The following is a 23911-nucleotide window of genomic DNA, read 5'->3' on the forward strand; positions in this document are numbered from 1 at the left end:
ACCTTCGTCTGAGGGCGGATTACTTCACCACGTAGTCCAGGAACTCGCCCACGTGTCGCAGTTCCTGCGGGCCGATTCCGTGGCCGATGCCGGCGTAGAGCACCTTGGTCATGTTCACGTGATCGTTCATCCAGGCGTGCGTGTACTCGATCTTGTCCGGGGTGATGACCGGGTCGGCCTGGTCCCGGCCCCAGAACACCGGGGGCTTGACCGCCTTAACGGCCTCGTCATCGAAGAAGCCGGCCAGGGGGCCGGCACCGGACACCTCCGAGGGCACGACGCCGGCCTCCGGTGTTGCGGATTCGGCACCGGGCGCCATGGTCGGGTCGATCGCGAACCCCGAGAGTCCGACGACGCAGGCATAGGCCTGCGGTTCCCGGCGCAGCAGCGAGGTGGCCATCGCCATGCCCATGGAGAATCCCAGTAGGGAGGTGCTCGCGAAGTCCGGCCGCTGCGCGGCCACCCACTCCTGGAGGTCCTCGATGGCAGCCCGCACCGCCAGGGGTGAGGACTGCAGGGAGTTGGTCAGCGGAAACCACGTGTAGCCACCGTGATCCATGACCAGCGGTGCCCGCACCGAGGCGATCGTGAACTTCTCCGGCAGCTCCGGAACGATCCCGAACAGGTCGTTCTCGTCTGCGCCGTAGCCGTGCAGCACCACCAGCAGATGGGTCCCCTCGCGCTCGGCCTCAGGGCGGGACCAGCGGACGAACGGTTCAGTGGGCTCGGAATGGGACGGGTCGGGAGTCTGCGGTTCGGTCATGATCCCAGCGTAGGCGAGGAGTCATCGATGCGTTCCGCCAGTACTGCGAAGTGACCGATGGGTAACCAGGCATCTAGGATCGTGGCATGTCTGGTTCCTCGGCTCCTCTGCATTCTGATGCGCCCCTGCATTCCGACGCGCCTCTGCACCCGATCCACCCTTGGCGCCGCTACGTGGCCCTGGGCGATTCCTTCACCGAGGGCATCGGCGACCCGGACCCGGAGCGGCCCGGCTCTCACCGTGGCTGGGCGGACCGGGTGGCCGAGGAGCTGGCCCACCGAGTCCCGGACAGCGAGCACTTCTCCTATGCCAACCTGGCCATCCGCGGCCGGCTGATCGACCAGATCGCCGCCGAACAGACCACGCCGGCCCTCGAGCTCAACCCGGACCTCATCACCCTCTGCGCCGGCGGGAACGACGTGATCCGGCCGGGCGGGGACCCGGATGAGATCGCCCGGAAGCTGGACGACCTGGTCGGGAAACTCGCCGCCAGCGGGGCCACGGTGGTGCTCTTCACCGGCCCTGACATCCGGGACACCCCCGTGATGGGTCGCATCCGCGGCAAGGTGGCGATCTACAACGAGAACGTGCACACCGTGGCCTTGCGGCACGAGGCTGTGGTGGCGGATCTTTGGGCCCTGCGCGAGCTGACCCGGAAGGAGATGTGGGCCGCGGACCGGCTGCACTTCTCCCCCACGGGGCACCACACGATCACCGCCATGGTGCTGGAGACCCTCAACGTCCCCCACGACCTGGTGCCGTTGGAGCCGAAGCCACCGGTGCCGCGCACGTGGCGTCAAGCAGCCACCGAGGACGTGCTCTGGGCCCGTGAGCACCTGATGCCCTGGGTGCTGCGGCGGTTGCGGCGCCAGTCCTCCGGTGACGGGCTGTCCCCGAAGCGGCCACTCGCCGAGCCGATGTTCGGGCACCCGATGCCCCAGGGCGCGGACACCTCCGGACAATAGGACTGCCGGGCTCAACCCGGCGGCGTCGAGGACTCCCCCCCAACGAGGACGCGGTGGGACAATTCTCCTGCGGGGAACGATTCCCCGCATCTCCCAGGAGGTCACGTCATGTCAACGACGCCTGTGCCCGGGCCATCCGATCTGAGCTGAAGAAGAAGCATCGATGCACAGGACAACGGACTCAGAACCACTCTCGACAGCGATGTTGCGCACGGTCGGCGAGAGTTCCACGGCGGAACGCCTGGCCGAGGCCCAGCGATTCGTCTACGGGCCGATCCTCGACCGGGTGCGCCACAGCCCCTTCCACACCAACGCCCTCGGCCACTCGGTACACCCGCCCCTCACCGACATCACCCTCGGTAGTTGGATGGGCGCCTCCCTCCTCGACCTGGCCGGGGGGACGCCGTCACGCCGCGGCGCCACGCTACTGGTCTCGGCGGGATTGCTGGCCGCGATTCCGACAGCACTCGCCGGCGCTGCCGATTGGACGGAGACCGAGGGGGCCGATTACCGGATCGGCGCGGTCCACGCGCTGGGAACGGATGCCGCCGTCTTCCTGTTCCTGGGATCCCTCGTCGCCCGCCTCCGGGGCCGTCACACCCTCGGGGTCGGACTGGCTGCGGCCGGCAACGCCGTTGCGGCTTCAGCAGGCTTCCTCGGCGGCCATCTGGCCCTGACACGGGGCACCGCGGGACGGGACGGGCCGACTGAGCGCGGCGGGTGAGGACCTAGAGTCCGAGCACCCGCGTCATCTCCGCGGCCACCTGGTCCAGGTCCGTCAGGAACCCGTCATGACCGATCGGCGAATCGATCATGTGCACCGTGACGTCACCGGGCAGTTGGCGGGCGAGCTCCTGGGACTGGCCCGGGAAGTACAGGCGGTCGGACTCGACGGCGGCGATGAACGGTGTCACCCGGATGGAGCCGAGCACCTCTGCCTCGGGGCCGCGGCCGCGGGAGACGTCGTGGCTCATCAGGGCCTCGGTTAGCACCAGGTAGCTGTTCGCGTCGAAGCGCTTGACCAGCTTGGCCGCCTGGTAGTCCAGGTAGGACTCGATCTGATAGCGCCCCTGCCGCCGGACCGGCTCGCCGAACGGGTTCTCCTCGGGCTGCGCGGCGCGGCCGAAGCGGGCGACCATGTCCGGTTCGGACCGGTAGGTGATGTGCGCGATCTTGCGGGCGATCCCCAGCCCGCCGTCCGGCGTCGGGCCCGGGTAGTAGTCCCCGCCGCGGAAGTTCGGGTCCAGGGTGATGGACTGCACCTGTGCCTGAGCGAAGGCGATCTGCTCGGCGGTCGAGTGCGCGCCGCAGGCGATGACGGCCATGCCGGCCACGCGGTCGGGGTAGGTCGCGGCCCACTCCAGGGCACGGGCGCCCCCCATGGAGCCGCCGATCACGGCCTGGAAGCGCTCGATGCCCAGCGCGTCGGCCAACCGCGCCTCGGCATGGACGGAATCGCGGATGGTGGTGAAAGGGAAGCGGGAACCCCAAGGGTTACCCTCCGGGTCCAGCGAGGACGGTCCGGTACTCCCGTAGCAACCGCCCAGGATGTTCGGGGCGATCACGAACCAGGTGTTGGTGTCGATGGCGCAGCCGGGGCCGACGACGCCCTCCCACCAGCCCTCCTCCGGATCACCGGAGGAGGCCGCCACATGCGTGGACCCGGTCAGGGCATGCAGCACCAGCACGGCGTTCGACTTCTCGGCGTTGAGCCTGCCCCAGGTCTCGTAGGCGATCTCCGCCTCCGGCAGGTGCCCTCCGGTCTCGAAGTCCAGGGCGCCGATGCGCTGGGTGTGCAGGCCGCCCTCGGGCAGGTCCGTGGCGGTCGGCTGGGGGGTGGTGGTGGTCATGCGAATATCTCCGGACCTAGGCGCTCACGTCGGCCGCGGCGAAGCCGTTGTCAAGATCGGCCAGGATGTCCTCGATGCTCTCCACACCCACGGACAGGCGGACCAGGCCGGGGGTCACGCCGGCGGCACGCTGCTCCTCCTCGGTGAGCTGGGAGTGCGTGGTGGACGCCGGGTGGATGACGAGCGAGCGGACGTCACCGATGTTGGCCACGTGGTGGTGCAGGCGCAGTGCGTCCACGAACCGGGCCCCGGCCTCGCGGCCGCCGGCGATCTCGAAGGAGACGAAGCCGGCCGGGCCCTGCGGCAGGTACTGCTTCGCGCGCTCGTGCCATGGGCTGGAGGCCAGGCCCGGGTAGATGACCGTCTCGGCCAGGGCGTGGCCCTCCAGGTACTCGGCCACCTGGCGTGCGTTCGCCACGTGGCGCTCCATGCGCAGGGACAGCGTCTCGAGCCCCAGGTTGAGGAGGAAGGCGTTGAAGGGGCTGATCGCGCTGCCGTAGTCGCGCAGCAACTGGACCCGCGCCTTGAGCACGAAGGCCAGGTTGGCGCCGAGGATGCCGTCCACACCGAGGTCACGGGCGAAAACGATCCCGTTGTAGCTCTCATCCGGGGTGTTGAAGCCGGGGAAGCGCTCCGGCTGGGCGGCGAAGTCGAAGGTGCCGCCGTCCACGATCACACCGCCCATGGCCGCGGCGTGGCCGCCGAGGTACTTGGTGGCGGAGTGGACCACGATGTCCGCGCCGTGCTCGATCGGACGCAGCAGGTACGGGGTGGCCAGGGTGTTGTCCACGATCAGCGGCACCCCCGCCGCGTGGGCGACGTCGGCGACGGCCCGGATGTCCAGCACGTCCCCGCGGGGGTTGCCGAGGGTCTCACCGAACAGGGCCTTGGTGTTGTCCTGGATGGCGCTCTTCCACGCATCCGGACTGTCCGGGTCCTGCACGAAGGTGGTGGTGATGCCGATCTTCGCCAGGGTGTGCTTGAACAGGTTCTGTGTGCCGCCGTACAGCGAGGCCGACACGACGACGTGGTCCCCCGCGCCGGCGAGGTTGAGGATGGAGAAGGTGGTGGCGGCCTGACCCGAGGCCAGCAGCAGTGCCCCGACCCCGCCCTCCAGGGCGGCGATCTTGCCCTCTACGGCCTCCTGCGTGGGATTGCCGATGCGGGAGTAGATCGGGCCGAGGTCCTTCAGTGCGAAGCGGTCCGCGGCGACCTCTGCAGAGGGGAAGTCGAACGAGTTCGACTGGATGATCGGCAGCACGGTGGCGCCGTAGGGGTTCTCCTCGGGGATACCGGCATGGACCTGGCGGGTCTCGAAGCCCCACTGGGCCGGATCGGCGACGGCCTCGGTGTTCGGGGTGGTGTTGGGGGTGTTATCGGGGGTGTCAGTCATGTGACGGCTCCTGTCAGTCCAGGGCCACCTGCATGGTGCCGGCGGGCATGGACATCGTCCAGCAACCCGACGCGGCGTGGTGGCCCGCGCTTGCCGGTGCCGGTTGGCACCTGCCTGGTCCTCACCCGGGGCACCCCACCGCGAGCTGGAGGGTTGCCGGCCAGCAAGCCGGGGCTTGATGCTGGCACTCATGACCTTCATCAAGTCTGCCAGATCGGCTCCGGGGATTCATCCCCGGCCACCAGGGAACGTCGTAAAGCGCCTCACGGCGGGGTCCGAGCGGCCATCATCCTCACGGACTTCGGCACCCGGCATCGAGGGCCGATCAGACCTGTGACCTCGACCACATTCCAAGTGAGGTTAACCTAACCGGTCCGTGACTGAAGAAAGTGCAACGATATGGGCATGATGCGCCTGGATCACGTCTCGTACGCCGTTGGACCCGAAGAAGGACTCGCCGCCACGGTGGCCCGCCTCGCCGAAACGCTCGGCATCGAGCGCGTCAAGGGCGGTGTCCACCCTCGCTTCGGCACGCGCAATGCGATCTTCCCGCTGCGCAACCGCCAGTACCTTGAGGTGGTCGAGGTCCTGGACCACCCCTCCTCCGAGAAGGCCCCGTTCGGCCAGGCCGTGCGCGCCCGCTCCGAGATGGGCGGCGGCTGGATGGGCTGGTGTGTCACCGTGGACGACCTCGCCCCGTTCGAGGAGCGCCTGGAGCGCCAGTCCGTGCCCGGCAACCGCAAGTTCCCGGACGGCCGCGAGCTCACGTGGCGCCAGATCGGCATCAAGGGCCTCATCGCCGACCCGCAGGTCCCGTACCTCTTGCGCTGGGATGAGGGCACCGAGGACCTGCACCCCTCACAGGCTCACACACCGCAGGCCGAACTGTCCTCCATCACGATCGCCGGCTCCCGCGACCGGGTTCGCGGCTGGCTGGGCCTGGACGATCCGGAGGAGACGGTCGGGGATCTCAATGTGGTCTTCGAATCACCCTCCGGCACCCCCGGCATCCTCGAGGTCACCTTCGAGACCCCCAAGGGCACCATCACGCTCTGACCCCACGCACCACCCTGCGTTGAGTCCGGAGGGATTCACCTCTCAGCCCCGATATACGTGAATCCCTCCAGACTCACGTCACGGATTCAGGTGCCGAACAGGCCTGCCGCCGCGAGCAGCGGATAGGCCACGAACCCGGCGGCATCCAAGAGGAAGTGTGCGATCACCAGCGGCATCACCCGCCGGTATCTCAGGTAGACTGCGCCGAACACCAGCCCCATGAGCAGATTGCCGATCCCCGGCCCCACCCCCTGGTAGAGGTGGTAGGTGCCACGTAGGACGGCGCAGCCCACCAGCACAGCAACGGGATTCAAGGGAACGACGGCGCCGCTCGCCCAGGTGCGCAGCCCGCCGTCCGCTCCGGCGAGGCCTCCGGGCCGGCTCGGATCGAGCCCGGCGCGCCGCTGCTGCAGGTAGCCGATCCGGTCGAAGAGCCACGCCACCACGATGATCTCCTCCAGCAGCCCGTGCCGCAGGGCGGAGAACAGCAGCACCGGGGTGGTCCACCAGTACTCGTTCAGCGCGCTGCCGACGATGGCCGTGGTGACGCCGGCGGCGCGTCCGGCCGCGTAGACCGCCAGGGTTCCGAGGCCGATCGCCAGGAACAGTCCGATTCCGAGGCCCACATCCGCGCCCGGCCGGCGGAAGTCCAGGCCGAAGGTGCGGAGCGGGTTGCGCCCCCGGATCCACACCAGGTGCAGCACCAGCAGCACCGGGACCAGGGCGAAACCGATATCCAGCAGCTGGTACGTCAGGTCGAAGTACTGCCGATCGTCCAGCGCCGGGTTCAGCGTGGTGGTCTGCCCGGACAGGGGCGCTTGCGTCCACTTGTCGATGAGGTTGACGATCGCGTAGACCGCCGACTTCCCCAGGGACAGCGCCAGTACGATGGCGATCTCCCAGCGGACCATCCGGGCGGAGGGCGCCGCCAGGGCTTCGAGCCCCCCTGCCACTGCCGGCCGGGTCGGCGGAGTCGGGGCGTTCGGAGACGACGAAGCTGGAGTGGTCACCGCCCCAGTGTAGGAGTGCCCGGGCCCCAGGGCTTCGGTCCCCTCGTCCCGCCCCGGGCAGAGCCGGCTCCCGCGCTACCGTGGATCCATGGCCTCCGCACCGACTCCTGACGACGTCGCCGCCGCCTGCGCCGCGGCCGCCCGGCCCTTGGCCTCTGCCCTCGCCGCTGACGACGGACTCGCTCGCCGGCTGTCCGAGGCGGACTGGCCTGCCGGCGTGATCGACGAGGGCGGTCAGTTCCACCGGGTGCTCGTGCTGCCCGGCGTGGGCGCCGTGCGGATGACCCGCACCCACGAGGCCGCGGCACACCTCAGCGACCGCATGGCCGCCCTGCAGATCCTCAGCACGACGGCGGCGCTCCCCTTCGCCGTGCCCGTGCCGCTGACCGAGGTGGTCGGGGAGGCGGACGGGCTGCCGGCGGGGATGGCCGCCGTGGTGCAGGAGTACCTCCCGGGCGAGGCGCACCCACCGCACACCGGCGAGGTGCCGGTGCTGCGCGAGCTGTGCCGGACGCTGGCGGGAATCGACACCGCTCCCCTGGCGCCGTACCTCGGCCCGCCGTTCGCCTACCGTGGCCCCTGGACCGCGGAGAAGGTCGCTGCAGTGCAGTCAGTGCCGTCGATGCTGGCGGCGTCGCACGGGCCCGGCGTCTGGACCGACGGGTCGCCGGAGGGTCCGGGTGGCGCGGTCTCAGCGGACCGCTGGGCCGAGACGGTCGCCACCCTGACCACCACGCACACCGCATGGACGGAGGATCCGGTGGTGCCACCGTCGCTGGTCCACGGGGACCTGGCCGGGCACAACATGCGGTGGCAGCGTTCTGCCGCCGAAGGGATCGGAAGGGACGGAGATGACGGAGAGCGCTGGCACCTGACCGGGATCCTGGACTGGGATCTGGCCGCCGTGTGGGACCCGGCACTGAACCCGGCCTACCTCGCGCTGTGGCACGGCGAGGAGAAACTGGAGGGCATCGCCCGTGACGCCGACGAAGCCCTCCGGGGACGGGTGTGGCTGGGATGGATGGCTTTGGAGACGATCTACGATGCCTCCCTGCGTGAAGGGCCGGCGAGCGAGATCCCGCCGGCGAACTGGCCCAAGCTGCTGCGGAAGGTACTCCCCCGCATCGAACGAGCCGCCGAGGCGCTGGGCCGGTGGCAGGCCGAGCACGTGCCGGTGGCCAGCACGGTGGACGGCTGGTGAGCGGCCGGCGTCGGGAACGGGGTCCGTGGCCGCACCTGCGGGAGACGACCCTGACGGCCGCACTGGAGTCAGACGGCAAGGTGTTGGACGCAGGGCAGCGGGCCACCGTGCAGTTGCTGACCGGGAGAAGGATCACGCGCGGGGTGTACCTGCATGGCGGGGTGGGGCGCGGGAAGACGTGGCTCGGCGCGGAGTTCTTCAACGCACTCGAGGTGCCGAAGCTGCGGCTGCACATGCATGCCCTGCTGGGGCAGGTGAACCAGGTGGTCGCGAGCGCGCAGGCGGGCCGGCCGATCGGGATCGACCACGCGGTGGCGCGGATCGTCGGGGACGCCCGGATGGTGTTCATCGACGAGTTCCACGTCCATGACGTCGGCGATGCGATGCTGCTGCGCCGTGTCCTGCCCGGTCTGCTTTCCCTGGATGCCGGGCTCCTGCTGACCTCGAACTACCCGGCCGACGAGCTGCTCCCGGACCCGCTGTTCCACCACACGATGGTGCCCGTGATCGAGATGATCCAGTCCGCCCTGACCGAGTGGCAGATCCCGGACGGGGTGGACTACCGGCCGTTGAACGCAGGCGACGGACGGGGTTCGGGCTTCGCCTCCGGATCCTGGACGGTCACCGGATCGCCGGGGCCGACGGCGGCCGGGACCTTCACGCGCGTGCCAGTCGGGTTCAGCGGGACCCGGCAGCTGGAGGTGGCCTTCGCCGATCCGGAGGCCGGCGAGGTCGAGGCGACCTTCGGCCAGCTGTGCGGCACGCCGGTGTCCGTGCAGGATTTCCTCGGACTGACTCGGACCTATTCAAGGTGGCGCCTGTTGGCCGTGCCGCACCCCGAGGAGATCGACGTTCAGGCGTTCCAGCGCTTCGCGTTCCTGGTGGATGTGCTGGTGGATGCCGACCTGCGCCTGGACGTGGAGGCAACGCTGCCACTGCGGGATTGGGCACGGGCGGCACGCCTGCCCCGGGATGCCGACCGGTTCCTCAGCCGGCTGAGCCTGCTGTGCGTCGGACGGACGAACACCGCCTGAACTGACCCGCCAGCGTGGTGGGGCTGACCGACCAGCGAGAACGTGGTTTCCCCCACATGCGCAAGCACCTTGATCAAGTTGCTTGTATGGTTGGGGCGTGCCCCATGACCTGAACTCCGATTCCGCGCCGACCGCCGAACTGCTCGAAGCCCTGCTCCCGATTCTGCACCGGATCCACGTGGAGCGGACCCTGTCCCCCGGCAAGGTGGGGATCCTGCGCCACGTGGCCGAGAACGGGCGGGCCAGCTCGGCGGAGTTGGCCGTCAAGGTCCAGGTCAGCCCTCAGGCCATCTCGCTTGCCGCCCGGGAACTCGAGGCTCTGGGACTGGTCGAACGGATCCCGGATGAGATGGATCGACGGCGCTCATGGATTCACCCCACCGAGGCGGGCCGACTCAAACTGGCCGAGGAGACCCGGACCGGCCGCGCATGGCTCTACGAGGCCATCCGTGAACGCCTGACGCCGGAGGAGCGGCAGACGCTCGCCTCCGCCATCCCGGTCCTGCGCAGGCTCACGGCCGGGACGGCTTCCGAGACACTCTCCGCGGCTGCGTCCACACCTGCGCCTGAGCCCACGCCTGAGGCACCTTCTGAGGAGCCGCATGACTGATACCCCTCGACGCCTGGAGCCGGCCCTGGTCTACGCGGCCCTCTGCACGGCCGTGGTCAGCTCGCTGGGCATGCTGCTGGTGCCGTCCGTGGCCCAGGACATGGGGGTCTCCGTGAGCACCGCCCAGTGGATGCTCACCGTGAACCTCCTGGTGGGCGCCATCGCCACCCCGGTGATGGGACGGATCAGTGACGGGCCGAACCAGAAGCGGTTGCTGATGGTGTCCCTGACCGTGATCCTGGCCGGGTCCGTCGTCGCCGCCCTGGCACCGAACTTCACGGTCTTCCTCATCGGCCGGGCCCTCCAGGGGCTGACCTACGGCATCGTGCCGGTGACCATTGCCCTGGCGCGCCGGTATCTTGCCGGGCCCCAGGTGCAGCCGGCCATCTCCAGCCTGTCCGTCACGGTGTCCACCGGGCTCGGCATCGGCTATCCGCTGACCGGCATCATCGCCGGGCTGGTCGACTACCGCTTCGCCTTCTGGTTCGCCGCACTCTTCGTCCTCTCCGCCATGGTGGTGGTCGCCCGGACCGTTCCCGCCGGTGGCGACGTCGATGCCGTGCGGGCCCCCTTCGACACGGCCGGTGCGATCCTGCTGGGCACCGGCCTGGGCAGCCTGCTGCTCGGTATCAGCGAAGGGCCCACCTGGGGCTGGTCCTCCCCCTGGACCCTCGCCACCCTGATCCTGGCCGCCTTCCTGCTGGCACTCTGGGTGCGGACGTCCCTGCGTGCGCGCCACCCGCTGATCAACCTGCGCGTGTTCGCCAACGGTGAGGTGTTGCTGGCCAACGCCTCGGCCATCGGGCTCGGCGCCGCCATCTACATCGGCCTCTCGGTCTCCAGCCTGGTGGCCCAGGCTCCCGCCTCCAGCGGATACGGGCTGGCGCTCCCGGTCTTCTGGGCAGGCTTTGTGATGCTGCCGCTGTCCGTCGGCAGTTTCACCGCCAACCGGATGGTCCGCCGCCTCTCCCACCGGGTGCCGCTGACGGCCCTGTTGCCGATCGGGGCCGGACTGGCCGCCGCGTCCGGGATACTCCTCTGGTTCGCCCACACGGAGCTCTGGGAGGTCCTGCTCGGCATGTTCCTCTTCGGCCTGGGCATCGGCTCCAGCTATGCGGCCATGCCCGCCCTGATCGCCCGGAACGTGGCCGCCGAGGGCCTGGGCAGTTCCGTCAGTTTCAACCAGGTGCTGCGCACCATCGGCAGCTCCTTCGGCACCGCGGCCGCCGCAGCCATCTTCGCCGTCACCGCGGATCCGGGCGGCCAGACCACCGATGCCGGGATCACCGGCGCCTTCTCCCTCGGCGCCCTGGTGTGCCTGGCGGTGTGCTGCGCCCTGGTGGCCCGGGCGGCGGCGCGGAGTTTCCGCAGCCGCCGCCCGGAGTAGGCCGAGCCGGGATGCCCACCGGCACCTGGCCGGAGGGCGGTCCCTGCACGTGTCCTACACGAGGTCCCGCGGGATGCGGCGGTGCCAACTCTGCGAGTAGACGCGGGGATCACCACGCTGGGCGTCGAGCTCGTAGGCGTCGAGTTCGGCGTCGATGATGAACTCGGTGGGCGTGGAGGTCAGCACCGTGTTGGTGGTGACCTCGGCGCCCCAGTCCTGACGCTGGATCCGGCGCACGGTCCGGGTCTCGCCGCGCACGGAGTTCACGTCGTTCCAGCGGAAGCTGTACCACTCCTCGGTCCCACGCCGGATGTGGGTGTCGGTATCCTCAATGCGGAAGGCGCCCTGGTCATTGGCGATCTCCAGCGAGGAGACGTTCGTCGCCAGGTCGCGGGTGACCCGCCAGTGGTGCCGGCCCGGTGAGGTCTGGGTGATCTCCAAGGGGGCGGCGGCCTCCGGCTCCCCGAACTCGCGCAGCCGCGAGTCCTCCGGCCGGCGGGCACGCTGCGGGACGGTGAGGCTGCTGATCCCGGTGCTCAGGGTGACGGTGGCCGCCTCAGGGGATGGCCAGACGAGGGGCCAGTAGGACGTCGAGATGGACAACCGGAGGCGGTGGCCGGCCGGGAAGGTCTGGGCGATGCCGTTGAGCGGCACCGTGACCCGGTACTTCTTCCCCGGCTCCAGCGGCCTCGGGTCCTCACTGCCGTCCCGGTGGGTGAGGTTGAGCAGTCCGTAGGTCACCCGGGTGGCCTCGCCGTCCAGGTTCACGTCGGACAGCCGCACGGCCAGCATGGCCACCGGTTGGTCCGCGGAGACCTCCAGGTGGCACTCCGGCAGGCCGAAGATCTCCAGATCCTCGGTGAGCGGACGCGATTCGAAGAAGATGGCACCGCCATCCTCCTCCCTCTGGTCGAAGGGCAGGTCCGGCACGGCCGCGTACGACGCCCACTTACCGGCGAACATGCCCACGCTCAGGGGCGACTTGACGGCGATCTCGGCGTCGGACTCGCCGTGCGGATCGGCGTCCGAGCCGGCCTCTTCCAAGTGGTGGCCACGCAGGATGAACTCACGGTCCTCGATCTCGGGGGCAGGCCACTGGTCCTCTGCCACCCAGCGCCCTGGGCGATCCTCGTAGGAGGCGGCCGGCGAGACGCTGTCCTGCATCCACACCCGGAGCATCGGCTCGTCCATCACCCCGGAGTCCCTGCCCTTGAGCCAGTGGTCCCACCACCGCACGGCTTCCTGGAGGAAGCCGATGGCCGGGCCCGGCACACCGAGGTGCGGATATTTGTGGCCCCAGGGGCCGATGAGTCCCTTGCGCGGGACGTCCAGGTTCTCCATCAGACGGAACACAGAGTTGGTGTAGCCGTCGGCCCAGCCGCCGACGGCCATCACCGGGCACTGCACCTGGCTGTAGTCCTCGCAGACCGAGGCGGTCTTCCAGTAGTCGTCGCGCCGTTGGTGCTCGAGCCAGGTCTCCAGCCACAACCCGCTGCCGGAAAGCCGTTCGTGCCACATGTCCCGCCACCGTTCGCCCACGATCTGCGGATCGGGCGGGAGGCTGTTGAAGGCGAACATCACGGTGGCCTCGGAGAGGTTGTCACCCAGCAGGCATCCACCCATGTAATGCATGTTGTCCACATAGATGTCGTCCGTGGCCGAGGCGCTGATGATGGCCTTGAGAGCCGGGGGCTGGCGGGCCGCCAGCTGCAGGCTGTTGAACCCGCCCCAGGAGATGCCCATCATGCCCACGTTGCCGTCGCACCACGACTGCTCGGCCAGCCAGGCGATGACGTCCTCGGCGTCCTCGTGTTCCTGAGCGCGGTACTCGTCCACCAAGACGCCGTCGGAGTCGCCGCTGCCGCGCATATCGACCCGGGCGCAGACGTAGCCGTGACCGGCCATGTACGGGTGGTTCAGTTCATCCCGAGCCCGGCTGCTGTCCCGCTTCCGGTAGGGGATGTACTCCAGGATTGCCGGAACCGGCTGCTGCTCGGCGTTGACCGGCATCCAGATCCGGGCGGCGAGCCGGGCACCGTCCCGCATCGGGATGAACACGTTCTCGATGACCCGCGTCTCGTGCGGGAACTCGGTGATGGTCTTCATCGTCCGCCCTCCTCGTGGTCGGCTTCAGGCCCTGCACTGGTGTACTCGAACGGCAGCTCCCCGACGATCTGCGCATGGAGCCGGCCGAGCTCCTCATGGCTGGACGCACCGAGGTAGAACTTTCCGACGACGTACCGGTAGCTGTCCTGGCCTGCCAACTCGGAGAGCCGATCCCCCTCATGCACCGTCGTGGTCAGGACCGTACCGGGGTATCGTTCCGCCAGCGCCGCCTTGTCCTCCTCGGTGGGCACCCGGGTGACCACGGCGTCCCCGTCATGGAAGACCATGCACTGCGCGGCCACCGCAAAATCGCCCTTCCGGTGCGGCATCCGCGGCTCCTGGCCCAGGGCGATATCGATGGCGACCTCATGGTTCGAGGCACCGTCCACCTTGGCGAACAGGTCGCTGTGGGACTGCGAGATCCGGGTGTTGACCTCGATCATCCACAGCTGGTCCGCCTCTTCGTCCCACATGAACTCGGAGTTGAAGCATCCGTTGTCAAAGCCGACGTGCTTCATGTACCGCTCGGTGGCATCGATCATGCGCTGCTGCACGTGCTCCGGCACGCTGCTCGCCGGGTAGTCCAGCCGGTCGAAGCTGGTGCCGTCAGCATCCTTGTGCATGTCCAGGACGCCGTGGACGCGGAACGTCCCCCGGAACACCGTGCCCTCCGGTGCGGCCTGAGTACCCTGCACGAATTGCTCGGCCAGGCAGGTGTTGCCGCCCCACTGCTGCAGCTCCGGGGGCAGGTCCACCATGGACAGGGCAGCATCGAAGGCGTCACCGATCTCCTCGATATGCTCGCGGATCTCGGCCAGGGCCTCGTGGAAGCCTGCCTCGTCCTCGATCTTGAAGCCGAGGTTCGAGGAGTGGGCCTTGACGGGCTTGACCCAGAACGGGAAGTCCAGGTCGATCGTGTCCAACGCGTGATCGTCGAACGGGTCGAAGGCGGCGAAGCCGGGCACGCACTCGGGAATGCTGGCCCGCTGCTCCAGCCGGCTCCAATACTTGTGCTCGCACTTCAGGATGCTCTCCAGTGAGGGGGCCGGCAGCCCGCGCTCGGCCGCCAGAATCGGCACCATCACGCTGACCGGGAAGTCCCAGTGGGCGATGATCGCATCCACCGTCCCATCGAAGGCATCGAGCTGGCTGCGAGCGGCCGCCAACAGCTCCTCGAAATCGATCTCGGCCGTTTCCACGAGCCGCTCGTAGTCGAGCACGTTGTGGAACGCCAGGTTCTCAGCACCAGAGACGGTCTCGAGTTCGTGCCGTTGGACCTCGGTCATGCCCAGGACGTGGACGTTGGTCTTTGCCATCTGATGCACCTATCGTCGTCGAACAGCTCCTCTCGAGCCTGCGGCCACCGTAGGCACGGCTGTGGACGGAACACAACGTGGGACCGGACGGGCGCGTCGAGCCTCAGCCCAGCAGGCCCCGCCCCAACGGGCGCAACGCCTCCCCCGGGGACTGGGCCGCGAAGATGAGCGCGTAGTTCACCGCCCAGCCCTGCGCCCGGGCCCACAGGGCAGAGTCCGGAACCAGACCGGCGTCGTAGGCGGTCATGAAGGCCTCCCGGCCGGAAGGTGAGAAATGCAACAGGGCCGAGCCCAGGTCCGAGGCCGGATCCCCGGCACACAGGTCACCGAAATCCACGAGCACCGGAGAACTGTGCAGGGGCCCCGGCCCGACGCCGGCCAGCACCGTGTTGTTCGGGTGCGGATCCCCGTGGAGCCAGACCCGGGGACCGCAGTACGGCGCCGCGTTCACCGCCCGGCTCCAGACCTCGGCGAGCTGGTCCCGGCGTTCCCGGCCGAGATCGCCGGCCAAGGCATCCCAGCGCCGGGCGAAACGGTCCTCCACGTCGGCCAGGTCCACCCCGCGAAAGGCGCTGGCGGGGGCGTCGGCGGGTGCCGGCTGGTGCAGTGCCCGCAGGGTGGCGGCCAGGCTGGGGGCGTAGGCATCCCGGACCTCGAGGGGCGCGTGGACCGCCGGTGTCCCGTGCACCCAGGGCACCACGGCCCAGCGGAACGGGTAGCCGGCGCCAGGCACGCCGGTGCGGGCCGGCGTCGGGATGGCGGGGATGGTGTGCGGTGCGGTGCCGGACGGCAGTCCGGCCAGCAGCTGGGACGCCAGCCGTGGCAGCCAGGCGACTTCCCGGTCGAGCAGCGTCTCGGCCTGGGCATGCCGGGGCAGGCGGAGGGCGAGCCGCTCCCCGAGCCGGACCATGGTGTTGTCCCAACCGCGGACGGGCTCCCCCAGCGGCATGCGGGCGAGGTCGGGGTGCTGCTCTCTCAGCAGGGCGCGGGCCAGCGCCGGGTCGATGACCGGCTCACCGTCACGCAACTCCCACGGCATGCTGCCCCTCTCTGGGAACCTGGTCTCTGGGAGGTTGACGGGTGGGCTACTCGCTGACGCCCAACTGCTCCATCACGATCTCGCGGACACGGGCGGCGTCCGCCTGGCCGCGAGTGGCCTTCATGACCGGGCCGATCAGGGCACCGATGGCCTGCAGCTTGCCGGCCTTGATCTTGTCCACCACGCCCGGATTCTCGGCGATGGCGGCCTCCACGGCGGCGTTCAGCGCGCCGTCGTCCGAGACCACGGCGAGCGAGCGGGCCTCAACGATGGCCCGCGGGGCACCCTCGCCGTCGGCGACGAAGCCGAGGACCTGCTTGGCAAGCTTGTCATTGATGGTCTTCTCGGCGATCAACGCCTCGACCTCGACCACGTCCGCCGGGGTGACCCCGAGCTCGGCGATGTCCTTCTCGGCCAGGTTGGCCAGGCGGGCGATCTCCCCCATCCACCACTTGCGGGCGGCGGAGGCGCTGGCGCCGGCCTCGATGGTGGCGGCGATCTCGTCCAGCACGCCGGCGTTGACCACGTCCCGGAACTCCTCGTCCGAGAAGCCCCAGTCCGCCTGCAGGCGCTTGCGGCGCTCGGCCGGCGGCTCCGGCAGCTCAGCGCGCAGGCGCTCGATCCACTCCGCCGTGGTGTGGATCGGCACGAGGTCCGGCTCCGGGAAGTAACGGTAGTCGTCCGCGTCCGACTTGGGACGGCCCGAGGTGGTGGTGCGGGTGCCCTCCTGCCAGTGGCGGGTCTCCTGCGTCACGCTGCCGCCGGAGGCGAGGACGGCGGCCTGGCGCTGGATCTCGTACGTCACCGCATGGGCCACGGCCCGGGTGGAGTTGACGTTCTTCGTCTCGGTGCGGGTGCCGAACACGGTGGAGCCCTTCGGCATCAGGGACACATTGGCGTCGCAGCGGACGTTGCCGCGCTCCATCCGGGCGTCCGAGATGCCGAGGTTCTTGACGATGTCACGGATCTGGGTGACATAGGCCTTGGCCAGCTCGGCGGCGCGCTCACCGGCCCCGGTGATCGGCTTGGTGACGATCTCCACCAGCGGAACGCCGGCGCGGTTGTAGTCCACCAGCGAGGAGGCGGCGTCCTGGATGCGGCCGGAGGCCCCACCCTGGTGGGTCAGCTTGCCGGCGTCCTCCTCCATGTGGGCGCGCTCGATCTCCACGCGGAAGACCGTGCCGTCCTCGAGTTCGACGTCCAGCCAGCCGTCGTGGGCGATCGGATCGTCATACTGCGAGGTCTGGAAGTTCTTCGGGGTGTCCGGGTAGAAGTAGTTCTTCCGGGCGAAACCGCAGACCTCCGCGATCTGACAGTTCAGCGCCAGCCCGAGCTTGATGGAGTACTCCACGGCCTTGCCGTTGACCACGGGCAGCACGCCCGGCAGGCCGAGGTCCACCGGGGTGACGTTGGTGTTCGGCTCGTCGCCGAAGCCGTTGGGGGCCGAGGAGAACATCTTGGTCTTCGTGTTGAGCTCCACGTGGACCTCGAAGCCGAGCACGGGCTCGTACTGGGCCATCGCCTCGTCGAACGTGAGCACCTCGTCAGTGACGGCGGCCATCAGTTCTCTCCTCCTGCAGTTGCGGTAGCGGCGGCGTTCTCGACGCCGGCCGGTGCGGCGGCGCTCGAGGCGGCCAGTTCCGGGGCCTGGGCCCAGAACGGGGTGCCCCAGGCCTCCTCGAGGCGGGACTCGAGTGCGGCGGCGGCGCGGTACATGGTGGCATCCCCCCGGGCGGGGGCCAGGAACTGGATGCCCACGGGCAGGCCCTCGGACAGGCCGGCCGGCACCGAGATGCCGGGGATGCCGGCCAGGTTGGCGGGGATGGTGGCGATGTCGTTGTTGTACATGGCCACCGGGTCATCCAGCTTTTCCCCCAGCGGGAAGGCGGTGACCGGCGAGGTCGGCGAGATCAGCAGGTCCACCTGCTCGAACGCGGCGGCGAAGTCGCGCTGGATCAGGGTGCGGACCTTCTGCGCGGAGCCGTAGTAGGCGTCGTAGTAGCCCGCCGAGAGCGCGTAGGTGCCGAGGATGATGCGGCGCTTGACCTCGTCGCCGAAGCCGGCCGCACGGGTGGCACCCATGACCTGCTCGATGGTGCCGCCGCCGTCCGGGACCACGCGGTTGCCGAACCGGACGCCATCGAACTTGGCGAGGTTGGAGGAGACCTCCGAGGGCATGATCAGGTAGTAGGCGCCCAGGGCGTAGCCGAGGTGCGGGCAGGAGACCTCGGAGACCTCTGCCCCGGCGTCCTTGAGGACCTGCACTGACTCCTGGAAGCGGGCCAGCACGCCCTCCTGGAAGCCCTCGCCCTCGAGTTCTGCGATGATGCCGATGCGCAGCCCGGCGAGTTCGCCGTTGCGGGCCGCCTCGAGCAGGCCGTCCATGGGCTCGGGCAGGGAGGTGGAGTCCTTGGGGTCGTGACCGCCGATGAGCTCCTGCAGGGCGGCGGCATCGGAGACGGTACGGGTCACCGGGCCCACCTGGTCCAGGGAGGAGGCCATGGCGATGACGCCGTAGCGGGACACCGCGCCGTAGGTGGGCTTGGCGCCCACGGTGCCGGTGACGGCGCCGGGCTGGCGGATCGAGCCGCCGGTGTCCGTGCCGAGGGCCAGGGGGGCCATGAAGGCCGCCACCGCGGCGGCGGAGCCACCACCGGAGCCGCCGGGAATCCGGCCCAGGTCCCACGGGTTGCGAGTGTCCCCGAACGCGGAGTGCTCGGTGGAGGATCCCATGGCGAACTCATCCAGGTTGGTTTTGCCCAGGATCGGCAGGCGGGCCGCGCGGATCTTCTCCACCACGGTGGCGTCATAGGGGCTCATCCAGCCCTCGAGCATCTTCGAGGCCGCGGTGGTCGGCTGGCCGACGGTGACGATGAGGTCCTTCACCGCGATGGGGACGCCCGCCAGCGGGTGCAGGTCCTGCGCCTCGGTGCCGCCGGCGGCTCGGATCGCGTCCACCTCGGCGGCCACGGCGAGCGCCTCCTCGGTGTTGACGTGGAGGAAGGCGTGCACGCCGGTGCCCTGGCCGTCGGCCGGGCCGTCCACCGCAGCGATGCGGTCCAGGTGGGCCTGGGTGAGCTCCACCGAGGTGATCTCGCCGGCGCGCAGGCGCTCGGCCATCTGCAGGGCGGTCAGCTTGATCAGTTCATTCGCGGAGAGTTCAGTCAGCTCAGTCATGCCGATCACTCCCCGTCCAGGATCGCGGGGACCTTGAACTGGCCGTCCTCGGCGTCCGGTGCCATGGCGAGTGCCTGTTCCTGTGTGAGCATGCCCGAGGGCACGTCCTCGCGGAACACGTTGCGCAGCGGGATCGGGTGGGACGTGCGGGGCACGTCCTGGCCGGCGACCTCGCTGACCGAGGTGATGGCATCCATGATGAAGGCGAGTTCTCCGGACATCTTGTCCAGTTCGTTCTCGTCCATCCGGATGTGGGCCAGTCGCGCCAGGTGGGCGACGTCCTCACGGGTGATGGCGGACATGAATCTCCTGTGGTTCCGCGGGCGGGGTGGTTCGGTCACCCAGTCTAGTGCGGACTACTGCCGAGCTGGGTTCAGACCGCGCGCCGGTAGACCCAGTACAACGGGTCCTCGCCCGACGTCGGCGCCTGGCCGATGTCCGAGAGGCGCCAGTCCCGCTCGGGGACCCGGACGAATCCCTCGGATTCGTAGAGCCGGTGCGCTCCGGTCATGGTCACCATGGTGGTCAACACGATGGCGTCGATCCCCTCCAGCTGCTCGGCCCGGTCGATCGCGGCACGGACCAGGGCGCGGGCCACCCCGCGGCGCTGGACCCGCGGGTCCACCGCCAGCATCCGGAACTCGAACTCGCCCTCCCGGGCGGTCTCGGACATCGGCATCCCCGGCAGGGTCAGCACCACCGACCCGGCGACGACGGTGCCCGCGGCGCTGGGTGCGGCCAGGCCGGCGTCGGGCTCGCCAGGATGTGATGGTGGCTCGGCGAGCGTGCTCGCCTCCACCTCTCCGACGAGGACGCGGGCCTGGCGTGCCCGGGTGGCCACGTCCTGGAGGTTCACGATGTACTCGTCCTCAGGGTCAATATGACCGCCGTCGATGTAGGAGGTCACCGTGAGGTGGGCGATCGCCGCATGATCCTCCGCCCGCGCGTCACGCACCATGACGCCGGGTACGCGCGAGACCGACTGCGGCCACCCGGCGGCGCGGAGGGCCGGGTGCAGGTCTTCGGTGGGGTCTGGATTCTCAGGGCGTTCGTGCGGCACGGCTGAATCCTACGCCGAGCAGACGGTCGGCCGCGTAGGCGAGGGCGACTCCTCCGGCGTAGGCCACCAGGTCCACGAACCCGAAGGTGGTGCCCAGGACCAGGCGCAGCGGTGCCCACAGTGCCCCCAGCTCCGCCGAGAGGCCGGTGAGCTGGAGCAGCTCCACCACAACGCACCCGGTCAGCGCCAGGCCGGCCACGAGGACCCGGGGCCGGGCCGGAAGCAGGATGGCGACGAGGAGGTAGATCAGCACGGCATACAGGGCATCTCCGGCCGGCCCCGTCCAGGCTGCCGTGCTGAGGGCGCGGATGCCCAGCCCGAGCGCGATGGTCACGGGGACGGCGGTGCCGAGGAGAAGGCGCCTGGTGCGGGTGGGGAGGGCCTGGGTCGGCTCGGAGATGGCGGTCCCCTTCCGGGAGGTCGTTCGGGCTCCCATTGAGTGTAGACAGCTGCAGGGCGGACAGCGCGCCGGTCATCGCAGGCTGATCAGAGCCGTGGTAGGCCTGAACCGATGCGCACGTCATTCATTCTTCCGGTCCTTCTGGCCCCGCTGCTCCTCACGGGGTGCAGCCCTGCTGCGGAAGCCGGGCCCGCTGCCTCCAGTGCTCCGTCCACAGATCAGGCCCTGACCGATCTGGAGGAGCGGTTCTCCGGGCGGGTGGGGGTCTACGCCGTGGACACCGGGACGGGCGAGGAGGTCCAGTACCGCGCGGACGAGCGTTTCGGATATGCCTCGACGCACAAGGTGTTCTCCGCCGCCGCCGTGCTCGCCCAGAGTCAGCCGGCGGACCTGAACCAGCGGATCCACTACTCCGCCGAGGACCTGGTGGCGAACTCTCCGATCGCCGAACAGCACGTGGAGACGGGCATGACCCTGGAGCAGATCATCGGGGCCGCCATCAGTCACAGTGACAACACCGCCGGCAACCTGCTCTTCGATGCACTCGGCGGCCCGGAGGGCCTGCAGGCCGCCTTGGTCCGCATGGGGGATGGGATCACCTCGGTGGACCGCGAGGAGCCAGCGCTGAACGAGTGGGCTCCCGGAGAGACCCGGGACACCACGACGCCGCGCCAGGCCGCAGAGAACCTGCGCGGTTACGCCCTGGGAGAGACCCTCGAACCGTGGGCGCAGGATGAGCTGCTGGAGGCCATGCGGGCCTCGGAGAACAGCGAGGGGCTGATCCGGGCGGCTGTGCCGGAGGATGCCCCCTGGACGGTGGCGAACAAGAGTGGTGCCGGGCTGGGCCACGGCACCCGCAATGACCTCGCCGTCATCGAGCGCGAGGGTGATGCCCCGCTGCTGGTGGCCGTCTACACCAACCTCGATGACCCGGAGGGGCAGTTCCAGGACGACTTCGTGGCCCAGGCCGCCACCGTGGCCGTTGACGATCTGACCTGAGATGCCGAGCAGGAGCCCGACGATGTTCACTGGAATGAGCGCCTTCCCCCTCACAGAGAAGGGGGCGGTTCAGCCGATCTCGAGCAGGCTGCGCAGGGCGGCGAAGGCCTCCGGCACCACGGTGTAGTGCGCCCACTTGCCGCGCTGTTCGCGGGCGATCAGCCCGGCGTCGACCAGCTTCTTCATGTGGTGGCTGACGGTGGACTGGCTGATGCCCAGGTCCTCGGTGAGGTCACAGGCACAGACCGCCTCGCACCCTTGCGCGGCCACGTGGGACAACAGGCGCAGTCGCATGGGGTCGGCCAGAGCCTTGAACATGCCCGCTGAGCGGTGAGCGTCGTCGACGCCGATCGGACCGGCCGCCAGGGAGCAGCACCCGGATGAATCGGAGGCTGCGCGGTGGCGGTCCGCGGTGTCAGCGGCGGCAATGGCCGTCTGGGTAGCTGTCGGTACCATCATCCCATCTTACATTGACGATCATCGATATGACCAGTAGTGTTCCCATCGATGGTTATCGATACGAGAGTTGGGCCTGCATGAGCACCACCACCGCCCCGCACCAGCCGGTGATGAAGGAGATGTCTTTCCTCGACCGTTGGCTGCCGGCCTGGATCCTGCTGGCCATGGTCGTCGGACTGGCCCTGGGCCGATTCATCCCCGGCCTGAACACCGCCCTGGAAGCAGTGAAGGTCGGCGAGGTGTCCCTGCCGATCGCCATCGGCCTGCTGGTGATGATGTACCCGGTGCTGGCCAAGGTCCGCTATGACGAGACCCACCGCGTTGCCGGGGACAAGCGGCTTATGGTCACCTCCCTGATGTTGAACTGGGTCGTCGGACCGGCCCTGATGTTCGCCCTGGCCTGGATGCTGCTGCCGGACCTGCCCGAGTACCGCACCGGGCTGATCATCGTCGGCCTGGCACGCTGCATTGCCATGGTCTTCATCTGGAACGACCTGGCCTGCGGGGACCGGGAGGCCGCCGCAGTACTGGTGGCCATCAATTCCGGCTTCCAGGTCATCGCGTTCGGCGCCCTGGGCTGGTTCTACCTCCAGGTACTCCCGTCCTGGCTGGGGTTGCCGACCACCTCGGCCGATTTCTCCGTCTGGTCGATCGTGCTCAGCGTCCTGGTGTTCCTGGGCGTTCCCCTGCTGGCCGGGTTCCTGACCCGCCACTTCGGTGAGAAGGCCAAGGGCCGGGACTGGTACGAGAACCACTTCCTGCCCCGCATCGGCCCCTGGGCCCTCTACGGACTCCTGTTCACGATCGTTCTGCTGTTCGCCCTGCAGGGTGAGGCCATCACCACCAATCCCTGGGACGTCGCCCGGATCGCTCTGCCCCTGCTGGCCTACTTCGTACTCATGTTCGGCATCAGCCTCATCGCGTCCAAGGCCATCGGGCTGAACTACGCCAAGTCCACCACCGTCGCGTTCACTGCCGCCGGTAACAACTTCGAGCTCGCCATCGCCGTGGCCATCGGCACCTTCGGCGTCACCTCCGGCCAGGCCCTGGCCGGCGTCGTCGGCCCCCTGATCGAGGTGCCCGTGCTGGTCGGGCTTGTGTACGTGTCCCTGTGGGCCGGCCGCAAGCTCTTCCCCGGCGACCCCACCGTCCCCGCTCGCGCTGAGGCCCTCTCGGCGACCCGCGCCTGAACCGTCGCCCCGACAGGAGACCTGTAGAGATGTCCACCGATCCACGATCCCCATCCCGTCCGTCTGTGATGTTCGTCTGTGCGAAGAACGGCGGCAAGTCCCAGATGGCCGCGGCCCTGATGGAGTACCGGGCCGCCGATGCCGTTGAGGTCCATTCCGCTGGCACCCAACCCGGCGAGACGATCAACGCGCTCTCGGCTGAGGTCATCGCCGAGGCCGGCGCGGACATGTCTGCTGGGCGCCCCAAGCCCATCGACCCGCGCCTGCTGGCCCGCGTGGACCGAGTGGTCGTCCTCGGCGACGAGGCCAAAGTCGAGCCGGTCGACGGCATGGCCGGCACCATCGAGACCTGGCACACCGACGAGCCCTCCGCCCGCGGAATCGAGGGAGCCGAGCGGATGCGCCTGGTCCGCGACGACATCGACACCCGCGTCAGGGTCCTCCTCGCCGAGCTCACCGCCACGACGCACAAGCCCTCTGTGCTGTTCGTGTGTGTGCACAACGCCGGCCGCTCCCAAATGGCCGCCGCCTACCTGTCGCACCTGGCCGGAGGCCGGATCGAGGTCCGCTCCGCAGGCTCCGCCCCGGCAGACACCGTGAACCCAGCTGCGGTGGAGGCGATGGCCGAGGAAGGCATCGACATCAGCGCGAACCAACCCAAGGTGCTGTCCGAGCAGGCCGTGAAGGACTCGGACGTGGTCATCACCATGGGGTGCGGAGACGCCTGTCCGTTCTTCCCCGGCAAGCGCTATGAGGACTGGAAGCTGGAAGATCCGGCCGGCCAGGGCATCGAGGGCGTGCGCCCCATCCGCGACGACATCAAGGCCCGCATCCAACAGCTCATCACCGAGCTGCTGCCCGACCCCTCGACGCCGTCCACACCGAACGATTGAGGA

23 protein-coding genes and 1 riboswitch are annotated in these 23911 nt (G+C 69.3%); of the genes, 10 read left to right on the forward strand and 13 right to left on the reverse strand.

All coding sequences use genetic code 11. The annotated features are described in order from the left end of the window. Positions 1–19: 19 nt before the first annotated feature. On the reverse strand, positions 20–763 hold the full coding sequence (locus IEX49_RS01895) for an alpha/beta hydrolase (protein WP_188803628.1): 744 nt from the start codon (positions 761–763) through the stop codon (positions 20–22). An 86-nt stretch (positions 764–849) separates the two neighbouring features. Between IEX49_RS01895 and IEX49_RS01900 the strand changes: the two genes are divergently transcribed. Continuing rightward, complete coding sequence (locus IEX49_RS01900) at positions 850–1728, forward strand: SGNH/GDSL hydrolase family protein (protein WP_188803630.1); 879 nt, start codon at positions 850–852, stop codon at positions 1726–1728. A 202-nt stretch (positions 1729–1930) separates the two neighbouring features. Further along, positions 1931–2452, forward strand: a complete 522-nt coding sequence (locus IEX49_RS01905) for a (2Fe-2S)-binding protein (RefSeq protein ID WP_188803632.1) — start codon at positions 1931–1933, stop codon at positions 2450–2452. Positions 2453–2456: 4 nt separating this feature from the next. Here IEX49_RS01905 and metX read toward each other — a convergent pair whose 3' ends face one another. Together metX and IEX49_RS01915 are read right to left on the reverse strand one after the other, a co-directional pair. Continuing rightward, positions 2457–3578 carry a homoserine O-acetyltransferase MetX gene (metX, locus tag IEX49_RS01910; RefSeq protein ID WP_188803634.1) on the reverse strand — a complete coding sequence of 374 codons (1122 nt, stop codon included), beginning with the start codon at positions 3576–3578 and terminating at the stop codon, positions 2457–2459. 16 nt (positions 3579–3594) lie between these two features. Next, a complete protein-coding gene (locus IEX49_RS01915; RefSeq protein WP_188803635.1) occupies positions 3595–4971 on the reverse strand; it encodes an O-acetylhomoserine aminocarboxypropyltransferase/cysteine synthase family protein in 1377 nt (458 codons plus the stop codon). A gap of 81 nt (positions 4972–5052) precedes the next feature. Then, positions 5053–5167, reverse strand: a riboswitch (SAM riboswitch). Positions 5168–5370: 203 nt separating this feature from the next. On the opposite strand from IEX49_RS01915, the gene IEX49_RS01920 reads away from it, so the two are divergent. Further along, positions 5371–6027: a VOC family protein gene (locus tag IEX49_RS01920; protein ID WP_188803638.1), complete on the forward strand. Its 657-nt coding sequence runs from the start codon at positions 5371–5373 to the stop codon at positions 6025–6027. A gap of 86 nt (positions 6028–6113) precedes the next feature. On the opposite strand, the gene IEX49_RS01925 is transcribed toward IEX49_RS01920, so the two are convergent. Beyond that, a complete protein-coding gene (locus IEX49_RS01925; protein WP_373286657.1) occupies positions 6114–7037 on the reverse strand; it encodes a CPBP family intramembrane glutamic endopeptidase in 924 nt (307 codons plus the stop codon). 88 nt (positions 7038–7125) lie between these two features. Here IEX49_RS01925 and IEX49_RS01930 point away from each other — a divergent pair, with 88 nt between their 5' ends. From IEX49_RS01930 to IEX49_RS01945, 4 genes are all read left to right on the forward strand, one after another. Beyond that, on the forward strand, positions 7126–8238 hold the full coding sequence (locus IEX49_RS01930; protein ID WP_188803639.1) for a phosphotransferase: 1113 nt from the start codon (positions 7126–7128) through the stop codon (positions 8236–8238). Then, positions 8235–9272, forward strand: a complete 1038-nt coding sequence (zapE, locus tag IEX49_RS01935; RefSeq protein ID WP_188803642.1) for an AFG1/ZapE family ATPase — start codon at positions 8235–8237, stop codon at positions 9270–9272. The genes IEX49_RS01930 and zapE overlap by 4 nt, the downstream gene beginning before the upstream one ends. Positions 9273–9369: 97 nt before the next feature. Next, on the forward strand, positions 9370–9882 hold the full coding sequence (locus IEX49_RS01940; RefSeq protein ID WP_229672085.1) for a MarR family winged helix-turn-helix transcriptional regulator: 513 nt from the start codon (positions 9370–9372) through the stop codon (positions 9880–9882). Further along, positions 9875–11269, forward strand: a complete 1395-nt coding sequence (locus IEX49_RS01945; RefSeq protein WP_188803644.1) for an MFS transporter — start codon at positions 9875–9877, stop codon at positions 11267–11269. The genes IEX49_RS01940 and IEX49_RS01945 overlap by 8 nt, the downstream gene beginning before the upstream one ends. 54 nt (positions 11270–11323) lie before the next feature. Here IEX49_RS01945 and IEX49_RS01950 read toward each other — a convergent pair whose 3' ends face one another. The 8 genes from IEX49_RS01950 to IEX49_RS01985 form a co-directional block, all read right to left on the reverse strand. Continuing rightward, positions 11324–13375: a CocE/NonD family hydrolase gene (locus IEX49_RS01950; protein WP_188803646.1), complete on the reverse strand. Its 2052-nt coding sequence runs from the start codon at positions 13373–13375 to the stop codon at positions 11324–11326. Further along, a complete protein-coding gene (locus IEX49_RS01955) occupies positions 13372–14691 on the reverse strand; it encodes an ATP-grasp domain-containing protein (RefSeq protein WP_188803648.1) in 1320 nt (439 codons plus the stop codon). The genes IEX49_RS01950 and IEX49_RS01955 overlap by 4 nt, the downstream gene beginning before the upstream one ends. A 103-nt stretch (positions 14692–14794) precedes the next feature. Next, positions 14795–15730, reverse strand: coding sequence for a phosphotransferase (locus tag IEX49_RS01960; RefSeq protein WP_188803650.1), 936 nt, complete (start codon positions 15728–15730; stop codon positions 14795–14797). A 46-nt stretch (positions 15731–15776) separates the two neighbouring features. Next, positions 15777–17291: an Asp-tRNA(Asn)/Glu-tRNA(Gln) amidotransferase subunit GatB gene (gene gatB, locus IEX49_RS01965; protein ID WP_188803652.1), complete on the reverse strand. Its 1515-nt coding sequence runs from the start codon at positions 17289–17291 to the stop codon at positions 15777–15779. Then, positions 17291–18907: an Asp-tRNA(Asn)/Glu-tRNA(Gln) amidotransferase subunit GatA gene (gene gatA / locus IEX49_RS01970; protein ID WP_188803653.1), complete on the reverse strand. Its 1617-nt coding sequence runs from the start codon at positions 18905–18907 to the stop codon at positions 17291–17293. Before gatA ends, gatB begins: the two co-directional genes overlap by 1 nt. A gap of 5 nt (positions 18908–18912) precedes the next feature. Beyond that, on the reverse strand, positions 18913–19209 hold the full coding sequence (gene gatC, locus IEX49_RS01975) for an Asp-tRNA(Asn)/Glu-tRNA(Gln) amidotransferase subunit GatC (protein WP_159549672.1): 297 nt from the start codon (positions 19207–19209) through the stop codon (positions 18913–18915). Between the two features lie 71 nt (positions 19210–19280). After that, a complete protein-coding gene (locus IEX49_RS01980; RefSeq protein ID WP_308421898.1) occupies positions 19281–19967 on the reverse strand; it encodes a GNAT family N-acetyltransferase in 687 nt (228 codons plus the stop codon). Further along, positions 19948–20403 (reverse strand): ribosomal maturation YjgA family protein, encoded by a 456-nt coding sequence (locus IEX49_RS01985; RefSeq protein ID WP_188803655.1) that lies wholly within the window; start codon positions 20401–20403, stop codon positions 19948–19950. The genes IEX49_RS01980 and IEX49_RS01985 overlap by 20 nt, the downstream gene beginning before the upstream one ends. 75 nt (positions 20404–20478) lie before the next feature. On the opposite strand from IEX49_RS01985, the gene bla reads away from it, so the two are divergent. After that, complete coding sequence (gene bla, locus IEX49_RS01990; RefSeq protein WP_188803657.1) at positions 20479–21366, forward strand: class A beta-lactamase; 888 nt, start codon at positions 20479–20481, stop codon at positions 21364–21366. A 69-nt stretch (positions 21367–21435) separates the two neighbouring features. Here bla and IEX49_RS01995 read toward each other — a convergent pair whose 3' ends face one another. Next, on the reverse strand, positions 21436–21825 hold the full coding sequence (locus tag IEX49_RS01995) for an ArsR/SmtB family transcription factor (RefSeq protein WP_188803659.1): 390 nt from the start codon (positions 21823–21825) through the stop codon (positions 21436–21438). A 77-nt stretch (positions 21826–21902) separates the two neighbouring features. Here IEX49_RS01995 and arsB point away from each other — a divergent pair, with 77 nt between their 5' ends. Both arsB and IEX49_RS17190 read left to right on the forward strand, forming a co-directional pair. Continuing rightward, complete coding sequence (gene arsB / locus IEX49_RS02000; protein ID WP_308421899.1) at positions 21903–23015, forward strand: ACR3 family arsenite efflux transporter; 1113 nt, start codon at positions 21903–21905, stop codon at positions 23013–23015. A gap of 68 nt (positions 23016–23083) precedes the next feature. Beyond that, positions 23084–23908, forward strand: a complete 825-nt coding sequence (locus IEX49_RS17190) for an arsenate reductase/protein-tyrosine-phosphatase family protein (protein ID WP_505625262.1) — start codon at positions 23084–23086, stop codon at positions 23906–23908. Positions 23909–23911: the final 3 nt, after the last annotated feature.

Origin of the sequence: Citricoccus zhacaiensis, from assembly GCF_014645315.1 — a bacterium.
Taxonomy (GTDB): domain Bacteria; phylum Actinomycetota; class Actinomycetes; order Actinomycetales; family Micrococcaceae; genus Citricoccus; species Citricoccus zhacaiensis.